This is a genomic window from Bacillus cereus group sp. BfR-BA-01356 (genome assembly GCF_022663635.1).
Lineage (GTDB): Bacteria > Bacillota > Bacilli > Bacillales > Bacillaceae_G > Bacillus_A > Bacillus_A cereus.
In genome coordinates this window covers 12,505-33,636 of sequence record NZ_JAKUFX010000036.1, presented here as the reverse complement: position 1 = coordinate 33,636, position 21,132 = coordinate 12,505, and the positions used below count along the sequence as shown (strand labels likewise).

Sequence of the window (21,132 nt, the reverse complement as noted above, 5' to 3'; positions counted from 1 at the left end):
CTTACTGTTATACCATACTTTTTTATATTCTTCTATGTAAATTTCGAATTTTTAAAAAAGACTAGCATTCGCTAGTCTAAATGTTTCTTATACTCTCTTTGAGCGAAGAAGAAATAAATGATACATGCTGCGATATAAAACAGAATGAACAAACCTACTTTTCTTAATGATCCATCCATAAAAAGCGTATTATGAAACGTATATAATGCAACTGCACTATGCATACTCCCTACTATAATTGGCGCAAAAAATAGCATACATAATTGCCAACGAGAAATTTTCCATACTTCTTCCTTCGTCATTCCAAGTTTAGAGAGTGCACCATACTGCTTTCGGTCCGATGCAATATTATGGAACCATTTAAAATACACGATACTACATGAAGTGAGAAAGAATAATATACTAATAAATGAGCCTACAAATAGAGTAATATCGCCGCCTTCTTTCATATTTACATACAACTCCATATTGCTTCGAAATGCATTATTATTATCTTGTTTTATATGTCTTCGTAAATCTTCATTTAATTTCTTCGTCTTTTCGATATTTGATAATGTGTAGCCTCTATATATCATTTTTTCAGAATCAGGAACCTGATTTGCTATACTGTCAAAATCTTCATCATTCATAACGAAGAACAGACCATTAATGTACGAAGGGTGATGGTTAAATTGAACCCCTTCTTTCTGACCGTTAAATACGAATTGATATGGTTGATTCATTACTTGCAATTGAATCTCTTTTTGATTATACACATTCGAATTATTGTATTTATTATAATAAACGAGTGTCACTGTACCTTTTTTAGGACGATACGTTTTCTGTTTTTGTTTCCTTGCTTCTTGGTTATATTCACTTTCTTTTATAAGCGGTACTATTGTTGTTTCTCCCTTATTAGACTGAATGGATGCATAAACTCCAACAAAACTCATATATTGAAAATCATCATACTCATATTGATGCAGTAATTTTTCAACCGCACCTTCCTCAAAGACTTCATGAGTAGAAATACCTTTTTCTATGTACGAAAACGAGTGTACCCCTCCAGTTCGCCACATATCTTGCATGCTAGAAAAATATAAGAACACCGTACCTGTTGCTGTAACTACAAACGTCGTTGCCATAGACATCAGAAAGAAAAAGCGACCATTTTCCTTCATTCGATGTGACAATTGATTCACAATAAATAAATACGGATATGTATACATAATCTTTTTATTTCGCTTTATCATTTCTAACACTTGGGTAGCTCCATGTGTAAAAGAAAAGTACGTTCCAAAAAAGACAAGTATAGACACAGGGAAAAAGTATATTGCTATCGTAGTCATCGTCACTTGTAGCGCCAACGCATACCCGCCCACTAAACAAGCAAAACCGAATAAACAAAGCCACTTTGATGTTTTCTTCTCTTTTTTATCTGTTCGAAATTCTTTCAATAACCGAATGATTTTTATATTCCATATACGTAAAGCACTTATAAAAGATAACAAAATAAAAACGACCATATATGTAATAAATGTTACACCAATCGCCCTTACGTCAAATATGACAGGGAGTTCTTTCGGAAGCCCCAGTAACATACTAAATACCATAAAAAAGAGTTTTAAAAATATCATACCGAGCACAATACCGAAAATATTCGCGAAGACCCCGATTAAAATTTGTTCGGTCATAATCATTCCTATTACGTTAGATTTCGTTGCTCCCATTAACATATATAACCCTAATTCTTTCTTACGTGCTTCTATGAAAATAGAAGTAGAGTACAAAATAAATATGACGAAAAAAGAAATGATTATAACATTACATATGATAAGTCCCCAACGTACGTTTTGATACCACATCGTCTCTTGCATATACGGATGCACAATGACAGACATATATGCGTAAGAAGCAAATATCGCAAAACAACTACTTAAGAAAAACACTTTATAATTACGCCAATTCCCTTTTATATTTTGCAGCGCTAGTTGCCAAATGTTCATCTATCGTCCTCCTATAACTTACTACATAGGCAAAAAGCTAGAGGTTCCCCTAGCTTTTTACGTGTTTTAAATATCCTCTTTGCGCGATCATAAAGTAAATGGCAGAAGCTAAAATGTATGCTCCAATTACAAGCCCACCTGATTTCCATAAATCAATATAAAGCATTTTCCCTAACGTATGAAGAGCAACTCCACTATGAATGGAACCGATTAAAATTGGGATAAAGAAGATAACTCCCATTTGTCGAATCGCAATTTTGCGAATTTCTTTATCTGTCATACCGATTCTCTTTAACGATTTAAATTGAATACGATCTTGTTCTTTATCGTTAAACCATTTAAAGTATGTCATACTACAAGCGAAGAAGAAGAACAGTACCGCTACGAAGAAACCGATGAACATTGTAATTGCTCCACCTTCTCTTATATCCTTATACGCAAACACTGAATTTCTCAATTCCCCTTGCTTTTCTGGTGCAATTTCATTTTTCAAATCTAATACAAGATCTTCTGTACTTTTCCAATCCTCGATATAATAACCGTAATATTTCGTCTTTTCTTCATCTGGTACGAGTTTTGCATATTTCTCAAAATCTTGATCATTTACAATAAGATATTCACTATCATTAAAAACAGAATACTGCGTTGGACTATTTAATTGAACAGACTGCTTTTGCCCGTTAATTGTAAATTCATACGGTTTCGTACGATCTATCTTCATCAGTTCATTTGACATATCAACCATAACCATCGTTGCACTACCTGGTGCATTATGAACTTCTGTAGGTTGCTCTCTCTTTTGTTTGCGCACTTCTGCATTATATTCTTTTTCTGAAATAATCGTCATCGGTACTTCATGTTCACTATTAAACAACGTTATTTTCTGTGTTGCCTGTAGTTTAACGTAGGTTACTTTTCGCGCATCTTCAAACCCGTGTCTCTTCACAAGCTCCTGTACCTTTTCTTCATTAATAAGATTATGCGTATTTAACCCCTTTTCCTCATATGAAATAGCATGTGGTGTAAGTTCTACCGTTTTCGCACTCATATTTTCAAAATATACGTACAGTGTACCTACTGCTGAAGATACTACCGCCGTAATAATAGAAATTACAAATAGAAAACGAGCATTATCTTTCATTTTATAAATAAGATTGCTAAGGACGAACATATTTGGGTACGTATAAAAAGATTGTTTTCGTTTTTGTAATGCTTTTAATACGACTGTACTTCCTTGTGTAAATAGTAAATACGTTCCGCCAATTGTCAGTCCTACCACCGGTAAAAAGAGAATAATAAAATTCAGAAACGTTACTTGGAAGCTAAGTACATATGCAGCAATAATACATCCTATACCAACTACACATAACCATGTAAATGCAAACGGCTCTACTTTTTGCTTTCTAGCTTCTCTTAATAAATCAATAATTTGCAAGCGTCCTACTGTCCAAACGCTAAACAATGATAGGATTAAAAATAGGATAAAGTATACGGCAGCTGTAATAAGAACTGCTTTACTATTCCAAACAAGTGGAAGTGTCTTATCTATTTTCAATAATACGCTTAACGCTTGGAAAAATAATTTTGAACAAAGCATTCCAACCCCAATACCAATTACAATTGCAATACTACCTAACATCAGTTGCTCTAATATAATCATTCGGCCGAGCTGCGATTTCGTTCCGCCTATTAATGTTAGTAGACCAAACTCTTTTTTTCTTGCTCGTAAAAACGTTGAATTTGCATATAAAATAAAGAGTGCCGAGAAGATGACCACAATATAATTCATCGATTCTAATCCTTTTGTGATCATCTTTCTCATACTAATATTACCGCTTACGACATCTGGATGATAAATAAAAGAAGCATACATGAAAAATACGACAATCGATAAACAACTACTTATAAGAAACGCTTTATAGTTACGCCAATTTCCTTTTACGTTATTAAGCGCGAGCTGGCGAAAGTTCATGATATTCTCCTCCTAGCATCGCAAGTACGTCCAGAATTTCTTGGAAAAAGGCTTGTTTCGTTCTTCCTTTATGTATTTCCGAGAAAATTTCCCCATCGCGTATGAAAAGGATACGTTCACAATAACTAGCCGCTACTGGATCGTGCGTAACCATTGCAATCGTTACTTTCTTTTGCTCGTGTAAATCTTGCAGAGCGCCCATTAGCGATTTCGCTGACTTCGAGTCTAAGTTTCCAGTTGGCTCATCTGCTAAAATTAACGTCGGTTCATGAATGATTGCTCTCGCTGCTGCTGCACGTTGTTGTTGTCCCCCAGATACTTCGTATACTTTTTTATTTAAAATTTCTTCGATATTTAAAAACTTCGCAATTTCCAGTACTTTCGCATCGATTTCATTTACAGATTTCTTCGCCATTACAAGTGGTAAAATAATATTTTCTTTAATGGATAACGTATCAAGTAAATTAAAATCTTGAAAGATGAACCCTAAATGTGTACGGCGAAACTCCGCTAATTTTGCAGCACGCATTTGATTAATTTCTTCACCATTTACAAGCACATGACCTGAAGTTTGCTTATCAATTGTTGCTAATAAATTTAAAAGCGTCGTTTTCCCGCTTCCTGAAGGACCCATAATCCCTACAAATTCGCCTTCTTCTATTTTAAAATTTATATCGTTTAAAGCAGTCGTCGCTACTGAACCTTTTGATTGGTACACCTTCGTTAATCCTTTTACTTCAAGAACACTCATTTCTAATCCCCCTACGTGTTTTCTTCTTACATTTACTATAAGAAAAATAAGAAAAAGAAACGAGTGATTTCCCTTACAAAACGTTTTGTTATCTTACAGTTTTGTCATTTTTCTCATCAATGTATGATATTCTTCATCTTTTGCAAATTGGAACGTGAATGTTGTCCCTTCTCCTTCAGCCGATTGGACATACATTCCATGATGTAAATTATCGCAAATTTCCTTCGTAATATATAAACCCATTCCAGTCGCTTCTCTCGTTTTACGGCCATTTACCCCCGTAAAGAATGGATCAAATATGCGCTTTACATCTTGCTCTGGAATACCGATTCCATTGTCCTTAATATGTAATAACACCTTTTGGTCTTTCTCTTCAATTTGAAATTGAATTTCTTTTTTCTCTGCCGCTGAAATTTTTGTATACTTAATTGCGTTTACAATAATTTGACCTATAGCAATACTTAGCCATTTTCTATCAGAGGCAACCATACAAGTATCTTCTTCAAACATCACTTTCGGAAATACAGACGATTGAATGAAGGATTTCCGATTTTCATTAATAATACCTCGCACGACATCTATAACATTTACTACTTCTACCTTATAATCTTTCGCAAACTGCTCTAGTCTTGCCATATGTAACGCTAAATCTAAACCATTTAGTATACGGTTATTTTCTTCACGAATACTTTCAACTGTTGCTCTTGCCTCACGATGCTCTTTGCCAAACTTTTGCAGCAATAATTCAATAACAGATACTGGTGTTTTCATTTGGTGAATCCATTGGTTCATAAATATCATTTGCTGTTGCTCTTTCGCATGCTGTTTATGAACTTCATTCATATATTGCTGTCTTAATAACGTAAAAGATTCAACGACCATTTCTTGATCTGATGTATAAGATTCATCAATAAGTAAAGAGTCATGTAATGTATTTCCACCAGTAACATACTTTTCGATCCTCTTTAAAAACACACTCCGTTTTCGGTAATCGTAAATGAGGTATACAGTAAACACAACTGTTCCTAATAAAAGTCCATATAACCACGTACTCCAATCAATGGATTTCTTTTCTAAAAGACTTTGCAACTGTAAAACGAGCCCAAATAAACAAAGGCTAACAATATAAGAAAGAATTAAAGAAAAGCGGTCCATGAGGTAATTTTTAACCTTCATGCCCTTCGCCCCACTCCGTAAGAAGCGCATAACCATATCCACGTTTCGTTACAATTGCATTTTTAATGCCTAACTCCTCTAGTTTCTTCCTTACACGTTTTACATTTACGGTTAATGTATTATCATCCACAAATGCTACTTCATCCCATAGAGCTTCTAACAGTTCTTCGCGCGTTACATATTGATTCACCTGTTTCATTAAACACTCCAATAAGTAAAACTCATTTTTTGTCAGTTCAGTTTGTTGTCCTTGCCACTCAACAATATGCTGAGACGGGAATAACAACAGTCCATTTACACCTAAACAATCACTCTCAGCAGCAGAGGCATACTCTCCGTAGCCACGGCGAAGCGCACTCTTCACCTTTGCCATTACGATATCTAAATGGAATGGCTTCGTAATATAATCATCGCCGCCATTTTCAATCGCCATTACTTGATCCATTTCCCCTGTTCTTGCAGAAACAAAAATAATCGGCGCATTCGATACAGTACGAATTTGACGACACCAATAAAAACCGTCAAAGTACGGTAAATTAATATCAAGTAACACAAGATGAGGATTTATTTTTACAAACTCATCTTTTATATGACGTAAATCACTTGCTCTAAATGATTGATAGCCATACCTTTCTAAATGCTCCTCTAATATTCCCGCAATTTTCTCATCGTCTTCTACAATTAATATTTTATACATGTTCTTTTTCTCCCCATAAAAGAATTCTTCTACATTTACTCCTTTTTCCATTATAAATTGAAAATTTAATTAGTGGGGATTTTTTCCTATATAAATCCGATTTTTACGATATAAAAAAAGACTGCCGTATTTCGGCAGTCTTAATCGATAAATTCAAATTCATATTCAAGAATTTTTACAATATCTCCGTCTTTTGCACCACGTGCACGAAGCGCTTCATCAATACCCATTCCGCGCATTTGACGAGCGAAACGACGTATAGATTCATCACGTGAGAAGTCTGTCATCTTGAATGTTTTCTCGATATCGTAACCAGAGATAACAAACGTGCCATCACTTTCACGTGTAATTTCAAATTTAACACCTTCAGTATCAAATTTGTACATTACACTTGTATCAGACTCATCCGCAACTTCATGTATTGGGAATTCTGGTGTTGTTTCTATTAAGTTTGCTACTTCAAACAGTAAGTCACGAACACCTTGTCTTGTTACAGCTGAGATTGGGAAGATTTTTACTTCGTCTCCCACTTTCTCTTTAAATGCTTGTAAGTTTTCTTCTGCATCTGGCATATCCATTTTGTTTGCAACAACAACTTGTGGACGCTCAGTTAAGCGAAGATTGTATTCTTTCAATTCATTATTAATCGTTACGTAATCTTCATATGGATCACGGCCTTCTAAACCAGACATATCAATAACATGCACGATTACACGTGTACGCTCAATATGACGTAAGAATTGGTGTCCAAGTCCAACGCCAGCATGTGCGCCTTCAATTAGTCCTGGAAGGTCAGCCATAACGAAGCTGCGGTTATCACCAGTTTCAACAACACCAAGATTCGGAACGATTGTTGTGAAGTGATACTCTGCAATTTTCGGACGCGCTGATGATACAACAGATAATAATGTAGATTTACCTACACTTGGGAATCCAACAAGTCCAACGTCTGCTAGTACTTTAAGTTCTAGAATGACATCACGCTCTTGACCTGGTTCCCCGTTCTCAGCGATTTCTGGCGCTGGGTTCGTAGCTGTTGCGAAACGTGAGTTACCACGGCCACCACGGCCACCTTTTGCAATTACAGCAGTTTGTCCATGCGTTACTAAATCGGCAAGAATTTGACCAGTTTTTTCATCTTTTACTACTGTTCCTGGCGGAACCTTTACAAGTAAATCTTCAGATTTACGTCCGTGCTGACCTTTACTCATTCCGTGCTGACCGCGATCAGCTTTGAAATGACGTTGGTAGCGGAAGTCCATTAATGTACGTAAGCCTTCCTCAACTACGAAAACAACATCTGCACCTTTACCGCCGTCGCCACCTGCTGGGCCACCTTTAGGAACATACTTCTCACGACGATACGCAACCATACCGTTACCACCGTCGCCGCCTTTTACATATATCTTGACCTGATCTACAAACATTATTTCACCACACTTTTTTCAATTGGTTGTAATATAACTGAGACTTCTTCGTCTCGCACTGTATAAGAAATGGAATACCATTTATTGTTTTGGGTCGCAAGCCAATTCTGTAGTTCTTCTACACTCGTTAGCTTACCACGAAAATCAAAAAAGAAACGAGCATTCTCCGCGTCACATTCAATTGTGATACAAACATAATTTTCAACATATACGTCTAAACTATGCTGAAGCATTGAGAAAAATTGATTCGTCCATGTACATACAGTCTCATCCAAGTGAGATAAGTTATGTAATTTCCCTAATACTTCGTACTCCAATAAGCACGGCTGCTGTTTCCAATTATATGTTAAAATCCACTCTGAAAATAAAGGCATTGATAGCCCCATCAGATTGGATTCTTGTCTCGCTTCTTGGACAAAACGATCGATGAGACTATGAATTTCTTCCACTTTTCCAAGTGAAAGGTTTCCTTTCACCATCTGCATACGATTGAGCCAATCATGTCTTGAATGGCGCAATGCATCTATAATTGTCCATTTTTCATTCATTTAGATACCCCTTAATATAGAAAAACTCTAACCTGCACTCAGGTTAGAGTTTTCCGTGAGTTCTTATGCTTCTTGAGCAACAGGATATACGCTCACTTGTTTGCGGTCACGGCCAAGACGCTCAAAGCGTACTACGCCGTCAACTTTCGCGTATAAAGTGTCATCGCCACCACGACCAACGTTAACACCTGGATAAATTTTTGTACCGCGTTGACGGTAAAGAATTGAACCACCTGAAACCGTTTGACCATCTGCGCGTTTAGCACCAAGACGTTTTGACTGAGAGTCACGACCGTTCTTTGTACTACCTACACCTTTCTTAGATGCGAAAAACTGAAGATCTAATCTTAACATACGTTACACCTCCTGCACTTTTTCTATTAAACGGATATACTTTCCGTAATCAAGTTCGATCGTCTTAAGCGAAACAACTAATCCTTCTAAAAGGGTTTGTGCTTTTTCTGCTGCATGAACGTCTAAATCATTAGGCAATTCATACGTTAAGAATCCGCCATCACTTCCGAGTTCAATAGTTGCTTGCACATTACAAAGTTCTTCCACTGCATTTATAGAACCAAACACAACCGCTGTAGTTCCAGCACAGACAAGGTCTTGTCCATGTGGCGCATAATCGGCATGTCCAGTCATTTTAAATGATTGGATACTTCCTAATTTCGTGCGACTTATCGTAATTTTAATCATGTTAACCAGAATTAAGCGTTGATAGCTTCAACAACTAGCTTAGTGTAAGGTTGACGATGACCTTGTTTCTTACGATTGTTCTTTTTCGCTTTGTATTTGAAAACGATAATTTTCTTAGCGCGACCTTGTTTTTCAACTTTCGCAGTAACTGTTGCACCTTCTACAACTGGGCTACCAACTTTAACGTTTTCGCCACCAACGAAAAGAACTTTGTCAAAAGTAACAGTTTCACCAGCTTCAACATCTAATTTTTCAATGTAGATTGCTTGACCAGCTTCAACTTTAATTTGTTTTCCACCTGTTTCGATAATTGCGTACATACTTGCACCTCCTCTTAATTACTAAGACTCGCCAAAAACGAGGTAGACATAAATGCCTTTAGGGAACCTGTCTTGTGCGGTTGTAGCATATAGCCGTTTAGGTGCTATAAACTATAACATAAAGATGTTACCATAATTCATTGAGTATTGTCAATGAATCTTCTACTAACTATTTTTTCCGTTCTACAATTTCTTTTTTACTTCCAAAACGGATAATAGCGTACTTTTCGATAATATCATCTTTGAAATAGATTTCAAATGGAATATTTTTTTGTAATTCTTTTTGCAAAAATTGTTTTTGCAGTTCTTTAGGCGCAGCGATTAATACCGCTTCATCTTCTATATTGCCATATGTGATTAGTTCTCTCTCTAACTCATACGCAATTGTTTCATGCGACATCACATAACCCGTCGCTTTGCAAGATACACACTCTTCTAGTAATACGTCACGTAAAGAATGTTTTTTACGTTTTCGTGTCATCTCCAAAATTCCTAACTCAGTAAATCCAAGTATTCTTGTATAAGTACGATCATCTTTCATAGCAGCTATGAGACATTCTCTTACCTTTTCTTTATCTTCTCTTTTTTTCATATTAATAAAATCAATTAATATCATACCACCAATATCACGAAGTCTTAATTGGCGTGCAATTTCTTCAGCGGCTAGCTCATTTGTGCGAAGTACTGTATCTTGTAAATTTTGTTTTCCCGTAAACTTGCCCGTATTCACATCAATTACAGTCATCGTCTCCATTTGTTCTACAATTAAATAAGCACCATTTGGAAGCCACACAATTTTTTGGAGTGCTTTCTCAATCTCACGCTCTATTCCAAAATGGTTAAACATCGAAGACTTTTCATTATAAAAAGATACTTTTTCTTTTCCAACTTTGTCTTCTAATTCCTTTACTATACTTCTTGTATCTACAACTACTTTTTCAATTGTTTCAATTGGGTTCTCTTGAAATACACGATCTAAAAAGGTCGCCGGTCGATGAAGTAATAACGGCGCCTTTCCTTGGCCCTCTTTTCTTTTTAACTCTTCATACAACTGTTGTAACCCTTGCATTTCAGCTTGTATTTCTTCAATTGCTCCTTTTTCAGAAGCAGAACGGAAAATGTATCCCCCCGTTCCCTCTATTTCAATTTGGAGTAACTGTTGTCTTCTTTTATTATTTTTTATTTTTCGAGAAACAGCGCGCATCTCATCAAACGGCATATAAACGACATATTTCCCGGTAAATTCTATATTCGCTGTCAATTTAGGCCCTTTCGTATCAATTGCCTCTTTCACAACTTGTACGAGTATCGCTTGCCCTTCATGTATACGATAAGAAGATGGTACATCATCGTATGAAAGGTAAGCATGTTTTTCTAAACCGATGTTTACAAAAGCTGCATTCATTCCAGCAATTGTTCTTACGACACGTCCAACATAAATATGCCCAACAATCTCTTGCTCTTCATTACGTTTCCATAAAAACTCAACAATTTTTTTCTTCTCTTCAATTGCAACGCGCTTTTCCGAACCAGCGTAATTCACATATAACGTTTTCAAAATTATTTCCTCACTTTATAATCTTCTTTGCTTTTACAATAATAAAAGGTTAGTGCTATCGTCAACACTAACCGATTAATTCTTCAACTGATGAAGTTGTTCGTTTTTCAGTAAAATATGCATAGAGCAATTCATTTTCATCCAATGTGTAATGCTCTTTATATTTTCCACGGACGATAATAGAATGCTTATATCCTCTACGAAATTTTGTGAAGATCGTATATAAACGATCTTCCGTTTGCACTTCAATAGGTGCAATCTTTTCGATTCCTCTTTTGTTTCCATAATAACGTTCTAATAAAAAACGCATAAATGCATACCGTCTTTGTTTCCACTCTTGATATAATGACACTGCTAAAAATATGAGTAGTACCCACATCATAATATTGTTACTATTCCAGAGTAACTGCCATCCTAATATTACACCAAAAAAAACACATGACAATTGCATCATCTTTTCATGTGCTTGTAAATAAGGGAAACGATATGATAGTATATTAAACAATACTTTCCCGCCATCTAACGGCCAAATAGGAAGTAAATTAAATGCTAAAATAATTATATTATTCCACATGAAGAAATAATATAAATCTGCATTTAGCCAACCAGCTTTGAACAACATATAACCTACCAGCATCATCCAAACATGTTGAATCGGTCCTGCAATTACGACAACAAGTTCCTCTTTCAATGACTTATTACCATGTTCCTCAAGCTCGGCAACGCCACCAAACGGCAAAAGCTGAATTCTTTTTATACGCCAATTATAGTGTGCTGCTGCAAAAGCATGCCCAAGTTCATGAATAAGAACAATACAAAATAACAGTAGTAACTCTTTAAAACGCGCAGTAAAAATACCAATGACAATAATAACCCAAAATAATGGATGCACGGAAATTTTCGTTAAAACGTCCCTATATTTAATCAAATGATATCACCTGGATCGGATCAATAAATTTCTCATTCTTTTTTATCGCGAAATAAAACTTTCCATTTTTATCATTTGTATCATTACTCACCGTTCCAATTTTTTGTTTCTTTGAAACGTAATCATATAATTTCACTGACATATCGTTTAAGTTTGCATACCATGACTCCGTACCATCTGCATGTTGAATTTGAACTGTATTTCCAAGTTCCTCTTTCTTGCCTGCAAAAACAACTAACCCTTCATTTACTGACTCCACTTTTGCATTTGTAGCTGTTTGGACAAATACACCTTGGCCATTTTTTTGAAACCCTTGCATTACTTTTCCAGAAGCAGGAATTGCATAATCTTTTTGCTGAATACTTCCTTCTTTTTTCTCGTTCGGTGAATAGAATACAAGCGGTTTTCCAAATTGCTTTTCGTACCATTTCGCTACAGTAGCAAACTGAAATTCCTCTTTCATCACTTTTTCTGTAACAGCTTTAGCTCCATTGAATGAAGAAGGAGCATTCTTATATAAAATAGCAACCGAAAGAACTAATATTGCTGATAATAAAACTTTGAAGAAAAAGACTTCCTTTCGAAATAAGGGATGCATTTCCTTTTCTCCATCTTCAATAAATACTGCTTCACTATCAAAATTCCCTCCGTTAAAATACTGCTCTTCCTCCATCCTTTCTTGCTCGGCCTTCCTTTTTGCAATCCGCTTTTTAATTTCTTCTACGCGTCTATTCTTCATACTGTCTCCTTTCTTTCGTTAAGCTAATTTCATTTAGAAACAGTTGTATACAGTTTGTACATATGTATGAGCTAAGAAAGAAAGATATTCGTGTGAAGAAAAAAGAAAGCACCTCGCATATGTGCGAAGTGCTCTTAACGGATTCCAAAGAAGTTTTTCACCTTTGCAAATACCGATACCTTTTCTTGTTCAAATGCTTGTAATGGTACATTCTCACCTAACAAGCGTCTTGCAATATTACGATAAGCCAACGCTGCTTTTCCGCTTGGTTGCAACGCCACAGGTTCACCTGTATTTGTAGCTCGAATAACTTCATCGTCATCTTCGACAACACCAAGAAGCTCGATTGACAATGTACGTACAATTTCATCAACATCTAACATATCCTGTTCATGAAGCATATGACTACGTACACGGTTAATAACAAGTTTGGGTGGTTCAATATCCTCTTTTTCTAAAAGCCCAATAATACGATCCGCATCGCGCATTGAGGATACTTCTGGAGTCGTAACAACGATTGCTTTATCCGCACCAGCTACCGCATTTTTAAATCCCTGCTCAATCCCCGCAGGACAATCAATTAATATGTAATCATAATCTTGACGTAATACTTGTATTAATTCATCCATTTGTTCAGGTGTTACCGCTGATTTATCACTCGTTTGTGCTGCAGGTAATAAATAAAGATCATCAAAACGTTTGTCTTTAATAAGAGCCTGAGGTAAACGGCAACGCCCTTCAACGACATCAACAAGATCAAATACAATACGATTTTCCAGCCCCATTACTACGTCTAAATTTCGAAGACCGATATCTGTGTCAATTAAGCACACTTTCTTTCCAGATAACGCTAGGGCCGTACCAATGTTCGCAGATGTAGTAGTTTTACCTACTCCGCCTTTTCCAGATGTAATTACTATTGCCTCTCCCACAGCTATACAATTCCCCTTTCTAACTTTGTTAAATTAGGTCTAAGATGAGTGAGAAGTTGCAGGCGATCGACAACAATGTGATTGTTCTCATTAATATACGCACATTCTGCCGCCTCCGCTCCGTCTTCTTTCTCTTCCGGAGCCCGCATTGCCACATCACTAATTCGAAGTTGCATCGGGTTCATAACAGATGCAGCGATTACAGCATCCGAATCCCCATAATACCCAGCATGTGCAATTCCTCTTAATGATCCTACGACAAAAATATTCCCCCCAGCGATAACCGTTCCGCCTGGATTAACATCTCCAATTAACAACAAATTTCCTTTTACATGTAAAACTTGTCCAGAGCGAACAATTTTGGAAATAGGGACAATTTCTGTTTCTTCTTTCCAAGCTATTGCTTCTGCTTTAGTGATAACATCACTTTCAATTGAATCCACAACAAGATTCTTTTTATTACGAATTAACGTACGAATCTCTTCTTGTTGGACTTCTGTTAAATAACGATTTCCTACTTTCACATGCACTTCAATTAAAGAGCGCCCATCACCATCGTAGTAATGTGTAGAAAGTTTTTCGTCTAATTCCATCAATAATTCTGAGAATGAACAACAATCATCTAAATGAAGCGTTATCCCATCTTTTGTCCCTTTTATCGTTACATTTTGTTGCTTTTTTTCTTCCACTAAAGTTCACCCCACCGATTCAATTCGACATAAAATTAGAAAATCCTTTTTTCTTTTTCTTCCATCGCTTTTGAAAGACGCACTATATATCGTCTCAGTGGGAAACAAACTATCAATAAGAAAATAGCATTTAACAATAAAGTAGAAAGGAGACGATCTGTGAAAAAGACATACGCTGGCATATGAGTACGTCCTAATAAAGTTAAGAATCCATACACATAATACTCTAGTGCTACAACGCTAGCTAATATGATAGAAACAACAATAAATAAATTCAATTGTAGTACTTTCATCACACTATATACTAAATAAGCTAAAATCGGATAAGCAAAAATATATATCCCGACAAGTTCTGTGTATACGGTATCAAATAAGAAGCCAAATAATAGTCCGTAATAAATCCCTTGGACCGGACTATAATACACTGTAATAAAACATAAGACGATTATAAAGAAATGCGGTGCTGCTATGCTGTCTTTCCAAAACACATCCGTTGGAACAACAGTAGCAAACATATTTTCAAATAGAAACACAAAAAGGAGCAAAAGAGGAAGAGCTGCTCTTTTTAATATCTTCATCATCTCTTCTTCTCCTCCTATTCTAATGACGCTGAAGGTGTTGCACGTTTAGCAACCGTAATATGCTCTACGTCATTTAAATCAGCGGCAGGTTTTACATAAGCTGTTTTTGTTAAGCCATATGCATCCGGCTGAACTTCAACGATTTTTCCAATTACAAGACCTTTCGGGAAAATATCACCCAGTCCAGATGTTACAACTAGTTGATCTTTCTCTACCGGTGCATCAGAGCCAATCTTTGTGAAAAGAAGTAATTGCTTTTCTTTGTCATAACCTTCAATCAATCCAAAGATTTTCTCTTGCCCTTGTACAATAGCAGAAACGCGATTTGTTCGGCTCATAGAACTTAGTAATTCTACTGATGATGTAAATTGAGATACACTTTTCACTCTTCCAACTAACCCTTGTGAAGTTACTACAGCCATATCTTTTTTAATTCCTTGCTGTGCCCCTTTATCAATTCCAATTAAATCGTACCATTTATCTGGATTACGAGAAACAACAGTAGCTGGAATTTCAGTATACCCGCTATTTAACTCTTTTTTACCAGTTAGTTCTTGTAACTTCTTGTTATCATCTTCTAATTGTTTTACTTTCCCTGATAGACCTGCATAATTATCTAATTTTGCTTTTAATTCTTTATTCTCTTCATACGTGCGCTTTACATCCTCTACATTTTCGAAGAATCCAGCTACGTATTTCGCTGGCTTTTGGAATACACGTTCTACAACACCGACAGTATCTTTAACAAACTGCTCTGGCCATGTTAAACTGTTCCGTTCTTTCAATGAGATTCCAATCAATGCCACGAGAAGAATAATACTAACCAACAAAACAATTAATCTTTTGTTTAAGAAAAACTGTGGCACGTTCACACCCTCTTAATTTCACTGATTTTTATTTTGCAATATTATCGAGCAGCAGTTTTGAAAAGATCGATATTGTCTAATGCTTTACCTGTTCCAATTGCTACGCAATCTAATGGATCTTCTGCAACAAGAACTGGCATTTTCGTTTCTTCACTAATTACTTTATCTAAATTACGTAGTAATGCCCCGCCACCTGTTAATACGATACCGCGGTCCATAATATCAGCCGCTAATTCAGGTGGAGTTTTTTCTAACGTATTTTTAACTGATTCTACAATCGCATCTACTGTATCTTTTAATGCATCTGCAATTTCTTCTGGCTGAATTAGTACTGTTTTTGGTAAACCACTTACTAAATCACGACCGCGAATTTCCATAGGCTCGATACCTTCTGGCTCGCCTGCAGAACCAATTTCTAATTTTAATGCTTCAGCTGTTCTTTCACCGATCATTAAGTTATAGCTTTTCTTAATGTACTGAATGATTGAATCGTCCATATCATCACCAGCAACACGGACTGACTGGCTTGTTACAATACCACCTAGAGAAATAATTGCAACTTCTGTTGTACCGCCACCGATATCAACAACCATACTACCAGTTGGTTCCCAAACAGGTAAGTTTGCACCAATTGCTGCTGCAAATGGCTCTTCGATAGGATAAGCATCACGAGCACCCGCTTGACGAGTCGCATCGATTACTGCACGTCTTTCTACAGCTGTAATACCAGATGGTACACATACCATTACATACGGCTTACGTGAGAAGAAACCGTTTGATTTTTGAGCTTGTTGAATGTAATATTTCATCATTGTTGCAGTTGTTTCATAATCAGCAATTACACCGTCTTTCATCGGGCGAAGTGCCACAACGTTCCCTGGTGTACGACCAATCATTTGTTTTGCATCGCTACCTACAGCAACGATTTGTTTCGTATCAGTTTGTAACGCAACTACTGAAGGTTCACGTAAAACTACACCTTTTCCTTTTACATATACAAGCGTGTTCGCAGTTCCTAAGTCTATTCCAAGATCGCGAGTAAATCCACCAAATCCAAACATATTATTTATCTTCCTTTCTTGTTTTCACGGACTCATTTTTTCTTACTTTATATTATAAAAACAGTACGTTTTTTATATCTTTATCCTTTTTGTAGATAAATTTCTACAAAAAACTCATAAATCACATTATAAAACAAAATAAGTAAAAAGCATAGTCTTAAATATGACCTTTTTCCTTTAAACTCACGAATTTATGGTCACCTATTATAATATGATCAAGCACTTCAATTCCGATAATCTGGCCGCATTCTACTAAGCGTTTTGTTACTGCAATATCTTCACGGCTCGGCGTGGGATCTCCTGAGGGATGGTTATGAAGACATATGATAGAGGCTGCTGCACGACGGAAGGCTTCTTTAAAAACTTCCCTCGGGTGTACAATTGACGTGTTTAAACTTCCAATAAAGATCGTTTGCCTATGTATAACTTGATTTTTTGTATTTAAATATAAACAAACAAAATGCTCTTGTTGTAAAAAACGCATTTCTTCCATCATGTATTTCGCACAATCTTCTGGACTTCGAATACTATATCTATTTTGATATTCTAAACGTACCATTCTTCTGCCTAGTTCAAAGGCTGCCATAAGTTGCGATGCCTTTGAAATCCCAATACCATGTATACTAATTAGCTCTTCTAATGTTGCATCTTTCAACATACGTAAGCCATCAAATTGATGTAAAATTTTATCTGACAACTTTAAAACTGTTTCTTCTTTAGAACCTGTTCTGAGTAACACTGCGAGAAGCTCTCGATTTGATAAACTTCCAGCACCTTCTAACAATAAACGCTCCCGTGGCTGTTCTTCTCTTACAACATCACGAATACCGTTCATCTCTCCACCCCTTTATTTGTTCTCTCAAAGAAAACCCCATGCAATTTTACGCATGGGTTACATCAATATCAAATTGTTTTAATTCCCGAACGAGACGTGCAATTGGTAAGCCAACTACACTATAGTAGTCCCCTTGAATATTTTGAACGAAAATAGATCCTTTACCTTGAATCCCATAACTACCGGCTTTATCAAGAGGTTCTTTCGACGCGACGTATGTATCAATTTCCTCTTCTGTTAACTCCCAAAATGTAACTTCTGTACGCTCATAAAAAGTAACCGTTTTTTCTTTTGATATAATCGCAACACCTGTATACACTTCATGTGTTTTCCCTGATAGTAATTGTAACATTTCTTTCGCCTCATCCTCATTAGAAGGCTTACCAAGAATACGCGACTCATATGTAACAATTGTATCTGCACCTAACACAATGTGATCACTATTATTTTCTGCCACCGCTGATGCTTTTTGCAAGGCAAGCGACATTACAATATCAGAAGGCGATGAATATGCACCAATTGTTTCCTCTACTTCACTTACAACGATTTCAAATGGCACACTAGCTAACTCAAGCAATTCCTTCCTCCGAGGTGACCCTGAAGCTAAAATTATTTTTCTCATATTTTCTCCTTCCTTTCTCACATGAAGCAGAACAATTTATATTAATCGTATCAAAGGAATAGTTTGCCCACAAATGAAAGAAATATTAATTTCTCTAACTAAAATAACACTTCTTTATTGCATACGATTATATTCCTGTCATAGAGAAAGCACTTTGCTCTAAATTCAAAAGAAAAGAAAGAAGTACATGTACTTCTTTCTTACTCATTTTATTATCCTATCATTTCACTTTCTACGAAACAATTTTTTCATACGAGAGTAAACCATCAATAATAACTTGATTTAATTTCGCCAAAGATTCCTTATCCATCTTCCCATCTTTTACTGTTTGTACAGCTACCGACGTATACATATACAGTTTCTTTGCTTCTTCTTGTTTCATACTTTTCCCTTCTTTTTCAACCTTTTCCCATTCTTTTTCAATTGCTTCTATATCTTTTGCGCTGCTTTTTCCACCAACTTGTACGCTAGAAGCATATTTTGCTAAATGAGTGTATAATGGCTGCACTTTTGTTAAAAATGTTCCTACTTCTTTATCATCTTTCAGCAATGCTTTATCTGTTATATCCCAGTTCTTTTTTAAAACGGGGACACCATCATTTTTATACTTAGTCATTAATTGATTTATAGACTGTTCATCGCTAGCAATACCAACAACTATTGCATACTTATCACCGCTTGGTCTCAAAGCACCAATGCCCCCATTGCCTTTCCATTCTTCAAGAGCTGCCTGTCCCTTTTCTTCAGAAGAATAAAGCCCCCCTTGAACAAAAAATAATTTCATCGGATCCAATGCCGTTCCTGCCTGTGCTTTTTGTTTTTCTTCTTTCGGTGCTGGTGTTTGTTCTGCCGTTCCACCCACCTTTGATTCTCCATTTCCAGTCGGCCTTGAAGCTGTCACTTCACTTCCTCCTGTCGTTCCTTGTCCAGTAAGTAAATGAAGCATCCCCATTCCAAACGCCGTACCGATAATGATTGCAGTTGCAACGATTACAATTAATGTATTACTCCACTTCTTTCGGTATTTTTCCACAGACATTGATTTCGCTTTTTGAAACGGAACAACATTTTTCGGTCGTTCACTTTCTACTACCATCCATTCAAATTCATCTTTCTTTTTTTCCTCATACTTCGCTTCTGTTCCATTCACTTTCACTGAGATCGTTCGTGATTGCTTGTCCATACACTCACACCTCACCTCTTATCGTTGTCCGCATCATATCATATTCATTTCATAAAAAAACGAGATATTTGTCAGAGGAATTCGCCAAATAACCCTATATATTTATCTTATATGTATGCATTTGACTTCATTTGTAGAACAAAAAAACTAGATAGCAAAGACTATCTAGTTTTTCTCGCGAATATATTTTCGTACTTCAGAAATGAAATAAAGAGAACCTGTTATGATAAAAACATCATTTTCTGCTATCATTTCAACTTTTGTATCAATTGCCTCTTTCCAATTTTCAAAAACTAATTTTGATTCTTTCTGTGAATATGATGCAAGCTTATCAGCAGAAATAGCACGATCAAAGGCGAATGTTGTAAAAATAATTTCATCTGCAATGGTTTCTAATTGGCCTACCATGTTATGTAATTGTTTATCACCAAGGGCAGTAAATAACACTATTACATTTTTATCTTTGTAATGCGCTTCTACTGTTTTCACAAGGCTTTCGATACCTTCTGGATTATGAGCACCATCTATAATAATATCTGGATTACTTTGCAGTTTTTCAAAGCGCCCCACCCAATACGCTTCCTGTAATCCAGTTCTTATTTCTTCTTCCTCAATTAAAAATGATAAGTATGTTTTTACATACATGACTGCCATAAGCGCAAGTGCTGCGTTTCCTACTTGGTGGCTGCCTTTCATTGTGATTCGCACATCTTCAAAAGAGGCGAAAGGACAAGTGAAATCGAACTGTTCTCCATCTTCACTAGACTGTTTATGTAATGCTGTAAAATGGTTGTCCATCTCGTATAAGTTTGCATGATTTTCCTTTGCAACATTTTGAATAACTTGCAAAGCTTCTTCATCTTGTACACCAGTAATTACCGGCACGCCAGACTTAATAATCCCCGCCTTTTCATATGCAATTTCTCCTAGTGTATTTCCTAAAATATGCATATGATCGTGACCGATATTCGTAATAATCGTGAGAACAGGGTGTATAACATTGGTAGAATCAAAACGTCCACCAAGCCCTGTTTCAAATAAAACAACATCACAGAAATTGAATTTGCCGAAATAGCAAATCGCCATAACAGTAATAATTTCAAACTCTGTCGCTTCCCCTAAATCCGTTTCATCTAGTTTTTCCACGACTGGTTTTACCAGCTTTACAAGTTCAGTAATCTCTTCGTTTGCAATTGGTGTTCCATTCACACTAATGCGTTCATTAAATGATTCGATGTAAGGAGAGGTAAACGTCCCTACCTTATATTTCGCGCCTTCTAACATGTAACGCATATATGTTAACGTTGAACCTTTTCCATTTGTACCAGCAAGATGAACACATTTTATATGACGCTCTGGATTTCCAAGTTCTTCTAACATCCATCTCATTCTTTCTAATCCTGGCTTAATTCCAAATTTCAATCGGCTATGGATCCACCCTATCGCTTCTTCGTATGTATGTATCACGTATGTTTTTCCCCTTTCAAAAGACACCTTTCATAGTTCTATTATACGCAAAGAAAAGAGACTCACCAATATAGTGAGTCTCTAAAAACATTT

General features: G+C 36.2%; 22 protein-coding genes and 1 other annotated feature. All 22 genes read right to left on the bottom strand.

Features of this window, described 5'->3' with window-relative positions; translation table 11 throughout:
* Positions 1-71: 71 nt before the first annotated feature.
* Positions 72-1,985, bottom strand: a complete 1,914-nt coding sequence (locus MR168_RS14530) for an ABC transporter permease (RefSeq protein ID WP_242291403.1) — start codon at positions 1,983-1,985, stop codon at positions 72-74.
* A gap of 49 nt (positions 1,986-2,034) precedes the next feature.
* A complete protein-coding gene (locus MR168_RS14525) occupies positions 2,035-3,957 on the bottom strand; it encodes an ABC transporter permease (protein WP_086412191.1) in 1,923 nt (640 codons plus the stop codon).
* Positions 3,932-4,708 (bottom strand): ABC transporter ATP-binding protein, encoded by a 777-nt coding sequence (locus MR168_RS14520; protein ID WP_000114529.1) that lies wholly within the window; start codon positions 4,706-4,708, stop codon positions 3,932-3,934. The genes MR168_RS14525 and MR168_RS14520 overlap by 26 nt, the downstream gene beginning before the upstream one ends.
* A gap of 93 nt (positions 4,709-4,801) precedes the next feature.
* On the bottom strand, positions 4,802-5,884 hold the full coding sequence (locus MR168_RS14515) for a HAMP domain-containing histidine kinase (RefSeq protein WP_086412192.1): 1,083 nt from the start codon (positions 5,882-5,884) through the stop codon (positions 4,802-4,804).
* Entirely contained in the window at positions 5,874-6,581 is a 708-nt protein-coding gene (locus MR168_RS14510) for a response regulator transcription factor (protein ID WP_002082113.1), read from the bottom strand. Before MR168_RS14510 ends, MR168_RS14515 begins: the two co-directional genes overlap by 11 nt.
* A 140-nt stretch (positions 6,582-6,721) precedes the next feature.
* Positions 6,722-8,008 (bottom strand): GTPase ObgE, encoded by a 1,287-nt coding sequence (obgE, locus tag MR168_RS14505; protein ID WP_000497127.1) that lies wholly within the window; start codon positions 8,006-8,008, stop codon positions 6,722-6,724.
* Positions 8,008-8,556 (bottom strand): sporulation initiation phosphotransferase B, encoded by a 549-nt coding sequence (locus MR168_RS14500; protein ID WP_001003587.1) that lies wholly within the window; start codon positions 8,554-8,556, stop codon positions 8,008-8,010. The genes obgE and MR168_RS14500 overlap by 1 nt, the downstream gene beginning before the upstream one ends.
* A 63-nt stretch (positions 8,557-8,619) precedes the next feature.
* Positions 8,620-8,910 (bottom strand): 50S ribosomal protein L27, encoded by a 291-nt coding sequence (rpmA, locus tag MR168_RS14495; RefSeq protein ID WP_000944957.1) that lies wholly within the window; start codon positions 8,908-8,910, stop codon positions 8,620-8,622.
* A gap of 3 nt (positions 8,911-8,913) precedes the next feature.
* On the bottom strand, positions 8,914-9,258 hold the full coding sequence (locus MR168_RS14490; RefSeq protein ID WP_001973720.1) for a ribosomal-processing cysteine protease Prp: 345 nt from the start codon (positions 9,256-9,258) through the stop codon (positions 8,914-8,916).
* Between the two features lie 11 nt (positions 9,259-9,269).
* The gene (rplU, locus tag MR168_RS14485; RefSeq protein WP_000270907.1) at positions 9,270-9,578 is read right to left on the bottom strand and encodes a 50S ribosomal protein L21; all 309 of its coding nucleotides are present in this window, start codon (positions 9,576-9,578) and stop codon (positions 9,270-9,272) included.
* Positions 9,579-9,592: 14 nt separating this feature from the next.
* Positions 9,593-9,670 (bottom strand) — a sequence feature (ribosomal protein L21 leader region).
* A 77-nt stretch (positions 9,671-9,747) separates the two neighbouring features.
* Positions 9,748-11,136: an Rne/Rng family ribonuclease gene (locus tag MR168_RS14480; RefSeq protein WP_086389519.1), complete on the bottom strand. Its 1,389-nt coding sequence runs from the start codon at positions 11,134-11,136 to the stop codon at positions 9,748-9,750.
* 67 nt (positions 11,137-11,203) lie between these two features.
* Positions 11,204-12,064, bottom strand: coding sequence for a stage IV sporulation intramembrane metalloprotease SpoIVFB (spoIVFB, locus tag MR168_RS14475; protein WP_086412193.1), 861 nt, complete (start codon positions 12,062-12,064; stop codon positions 11,204-11,206).
* On the bottom strand, positions 12,057-12,803 hold the full coding sequence (spoIVFA, locus tag MR168_RS14470) for a stage IV sporulation protein SpoIVFA (RefSeq protein ID WP_000797471.1): 747 nt from the start codon (positions 12,801-12,803) through the stop codon (positions 12,057-12,059). Before spoIVFA ends, spoIVFB begins: the two co-directional genes overlap by 8 nt.
* A 134-nt stretch (positions 12,804-12,937) precedes the next feature.
* A complete protein-coding gene (gene minD, locus MR168_RS14465) occupies positions 12,938-13,735 on the bottom strand; it encodes a septum site-determining protein MinD (protein ID WP_000503309.1) in 798 nt (265 codons plus the stop codon).
* Positions 13,736-13,737: 2 nt separating this feature from the next.
* Positions 13,738-14,424, bottom strand: coding sequence for a septum site-determining protein MinC (gene minC / locus MR168_RS14460; protein ID WP_000391521.1), 687 nt, complete (start codon positions 14,422-14,424; stop codon positions 13,738-13,740).
* Positions 14,425-14,459: 35 nt separating this feature from the next.
* Positions 14,460-15,005 carry a rod shape-determining protein MreD gene (gene mreD / locus MR168_RS14455; protein WP_000975766.1) on the bottom strand — a complete coding sequence of 182 codons (546 nt, stop codon included), beginning with the start codon at positions 15,003-15,005 and terminating at the stop codon, positions 14,460-14,462.
* A 14-nt stretch (positions 15,006-15,019) separates the two neighbouring features.
* Positions 15,020-15,871, bottom strand: coding sequence for a rod shape-determining protein MreC (mreC, locus tag MR168_RS14450; RefSeq protein ID WP_086412194.1), 852 nt, complete (start codon positions 15,869-15,871; stop codon positions 15,020-15,022).
* Between the two features lie 41 nt (positions 15,872-15,912).
* Positions 15,913-16,932: a cell shape-determining protein MreB gene (gene mreB / locus MR168_RS14445; protein ID WP_000466736.1), complete on the bottom strand. Its 1,020-nt coding sequence runs from the start codon at positions 16,930-16,932 to the stop codon at positions 15,913-15,915.
* Positions 16,933-17,089: 157 nt separating this feature from the next.
* Positions 17,090-17,767 (bottom strand): RadC family protein, encoded by a 678-nt coding sequence (radC, locus tag MR168_RS14440; RefSeq protein ID WP_001013390.1) that lies wholly within the window; start codon positions 17,765-17,767, stop codon positions 17,090-17,092.
* Positions 17,768-17,813: 46 nt separating this feature from the next.
* Positions 17,814-18,389, bottom strand: a complete 576-nt coding sequence (locus MR168_RS14435) for a Maf family protein (RefSeq protein ID WP_001226293.1) — start codon at positions 18,387-18,389, stop codon at positions 17,814-17,816.
* Between the two features lie 232 nt (positions 18,390-18,621).
* Positions 18,622-19,572 carry a stage II sporulation protein B gene (locus MR168_RS14430; protein WP_242291402.1) on the bottom strand — a complete coding sequence of 317 codons (951 nt, stop codon included), beginning with the start codon at positions 19,570-19,572 and terminating at the stop codon, positions 18,622-18,624.
* Positions 19,573-19,737: 165 nt separating this feature from the next.
* Positions 19,738-21,039, bottom strand: coding sequence for a bifunctional folylpolyglutamate synthase/dihydrofolate synthase (locus MR168_RS14425; RefSeq protein ID WP_000582071.1), 1,302 nt, complete (start codon positions 21,037-21,039; stop codon positions 19,738-19,740).
* Positions 21,040-21,132 lie beyond the last annotated feature (93 nt).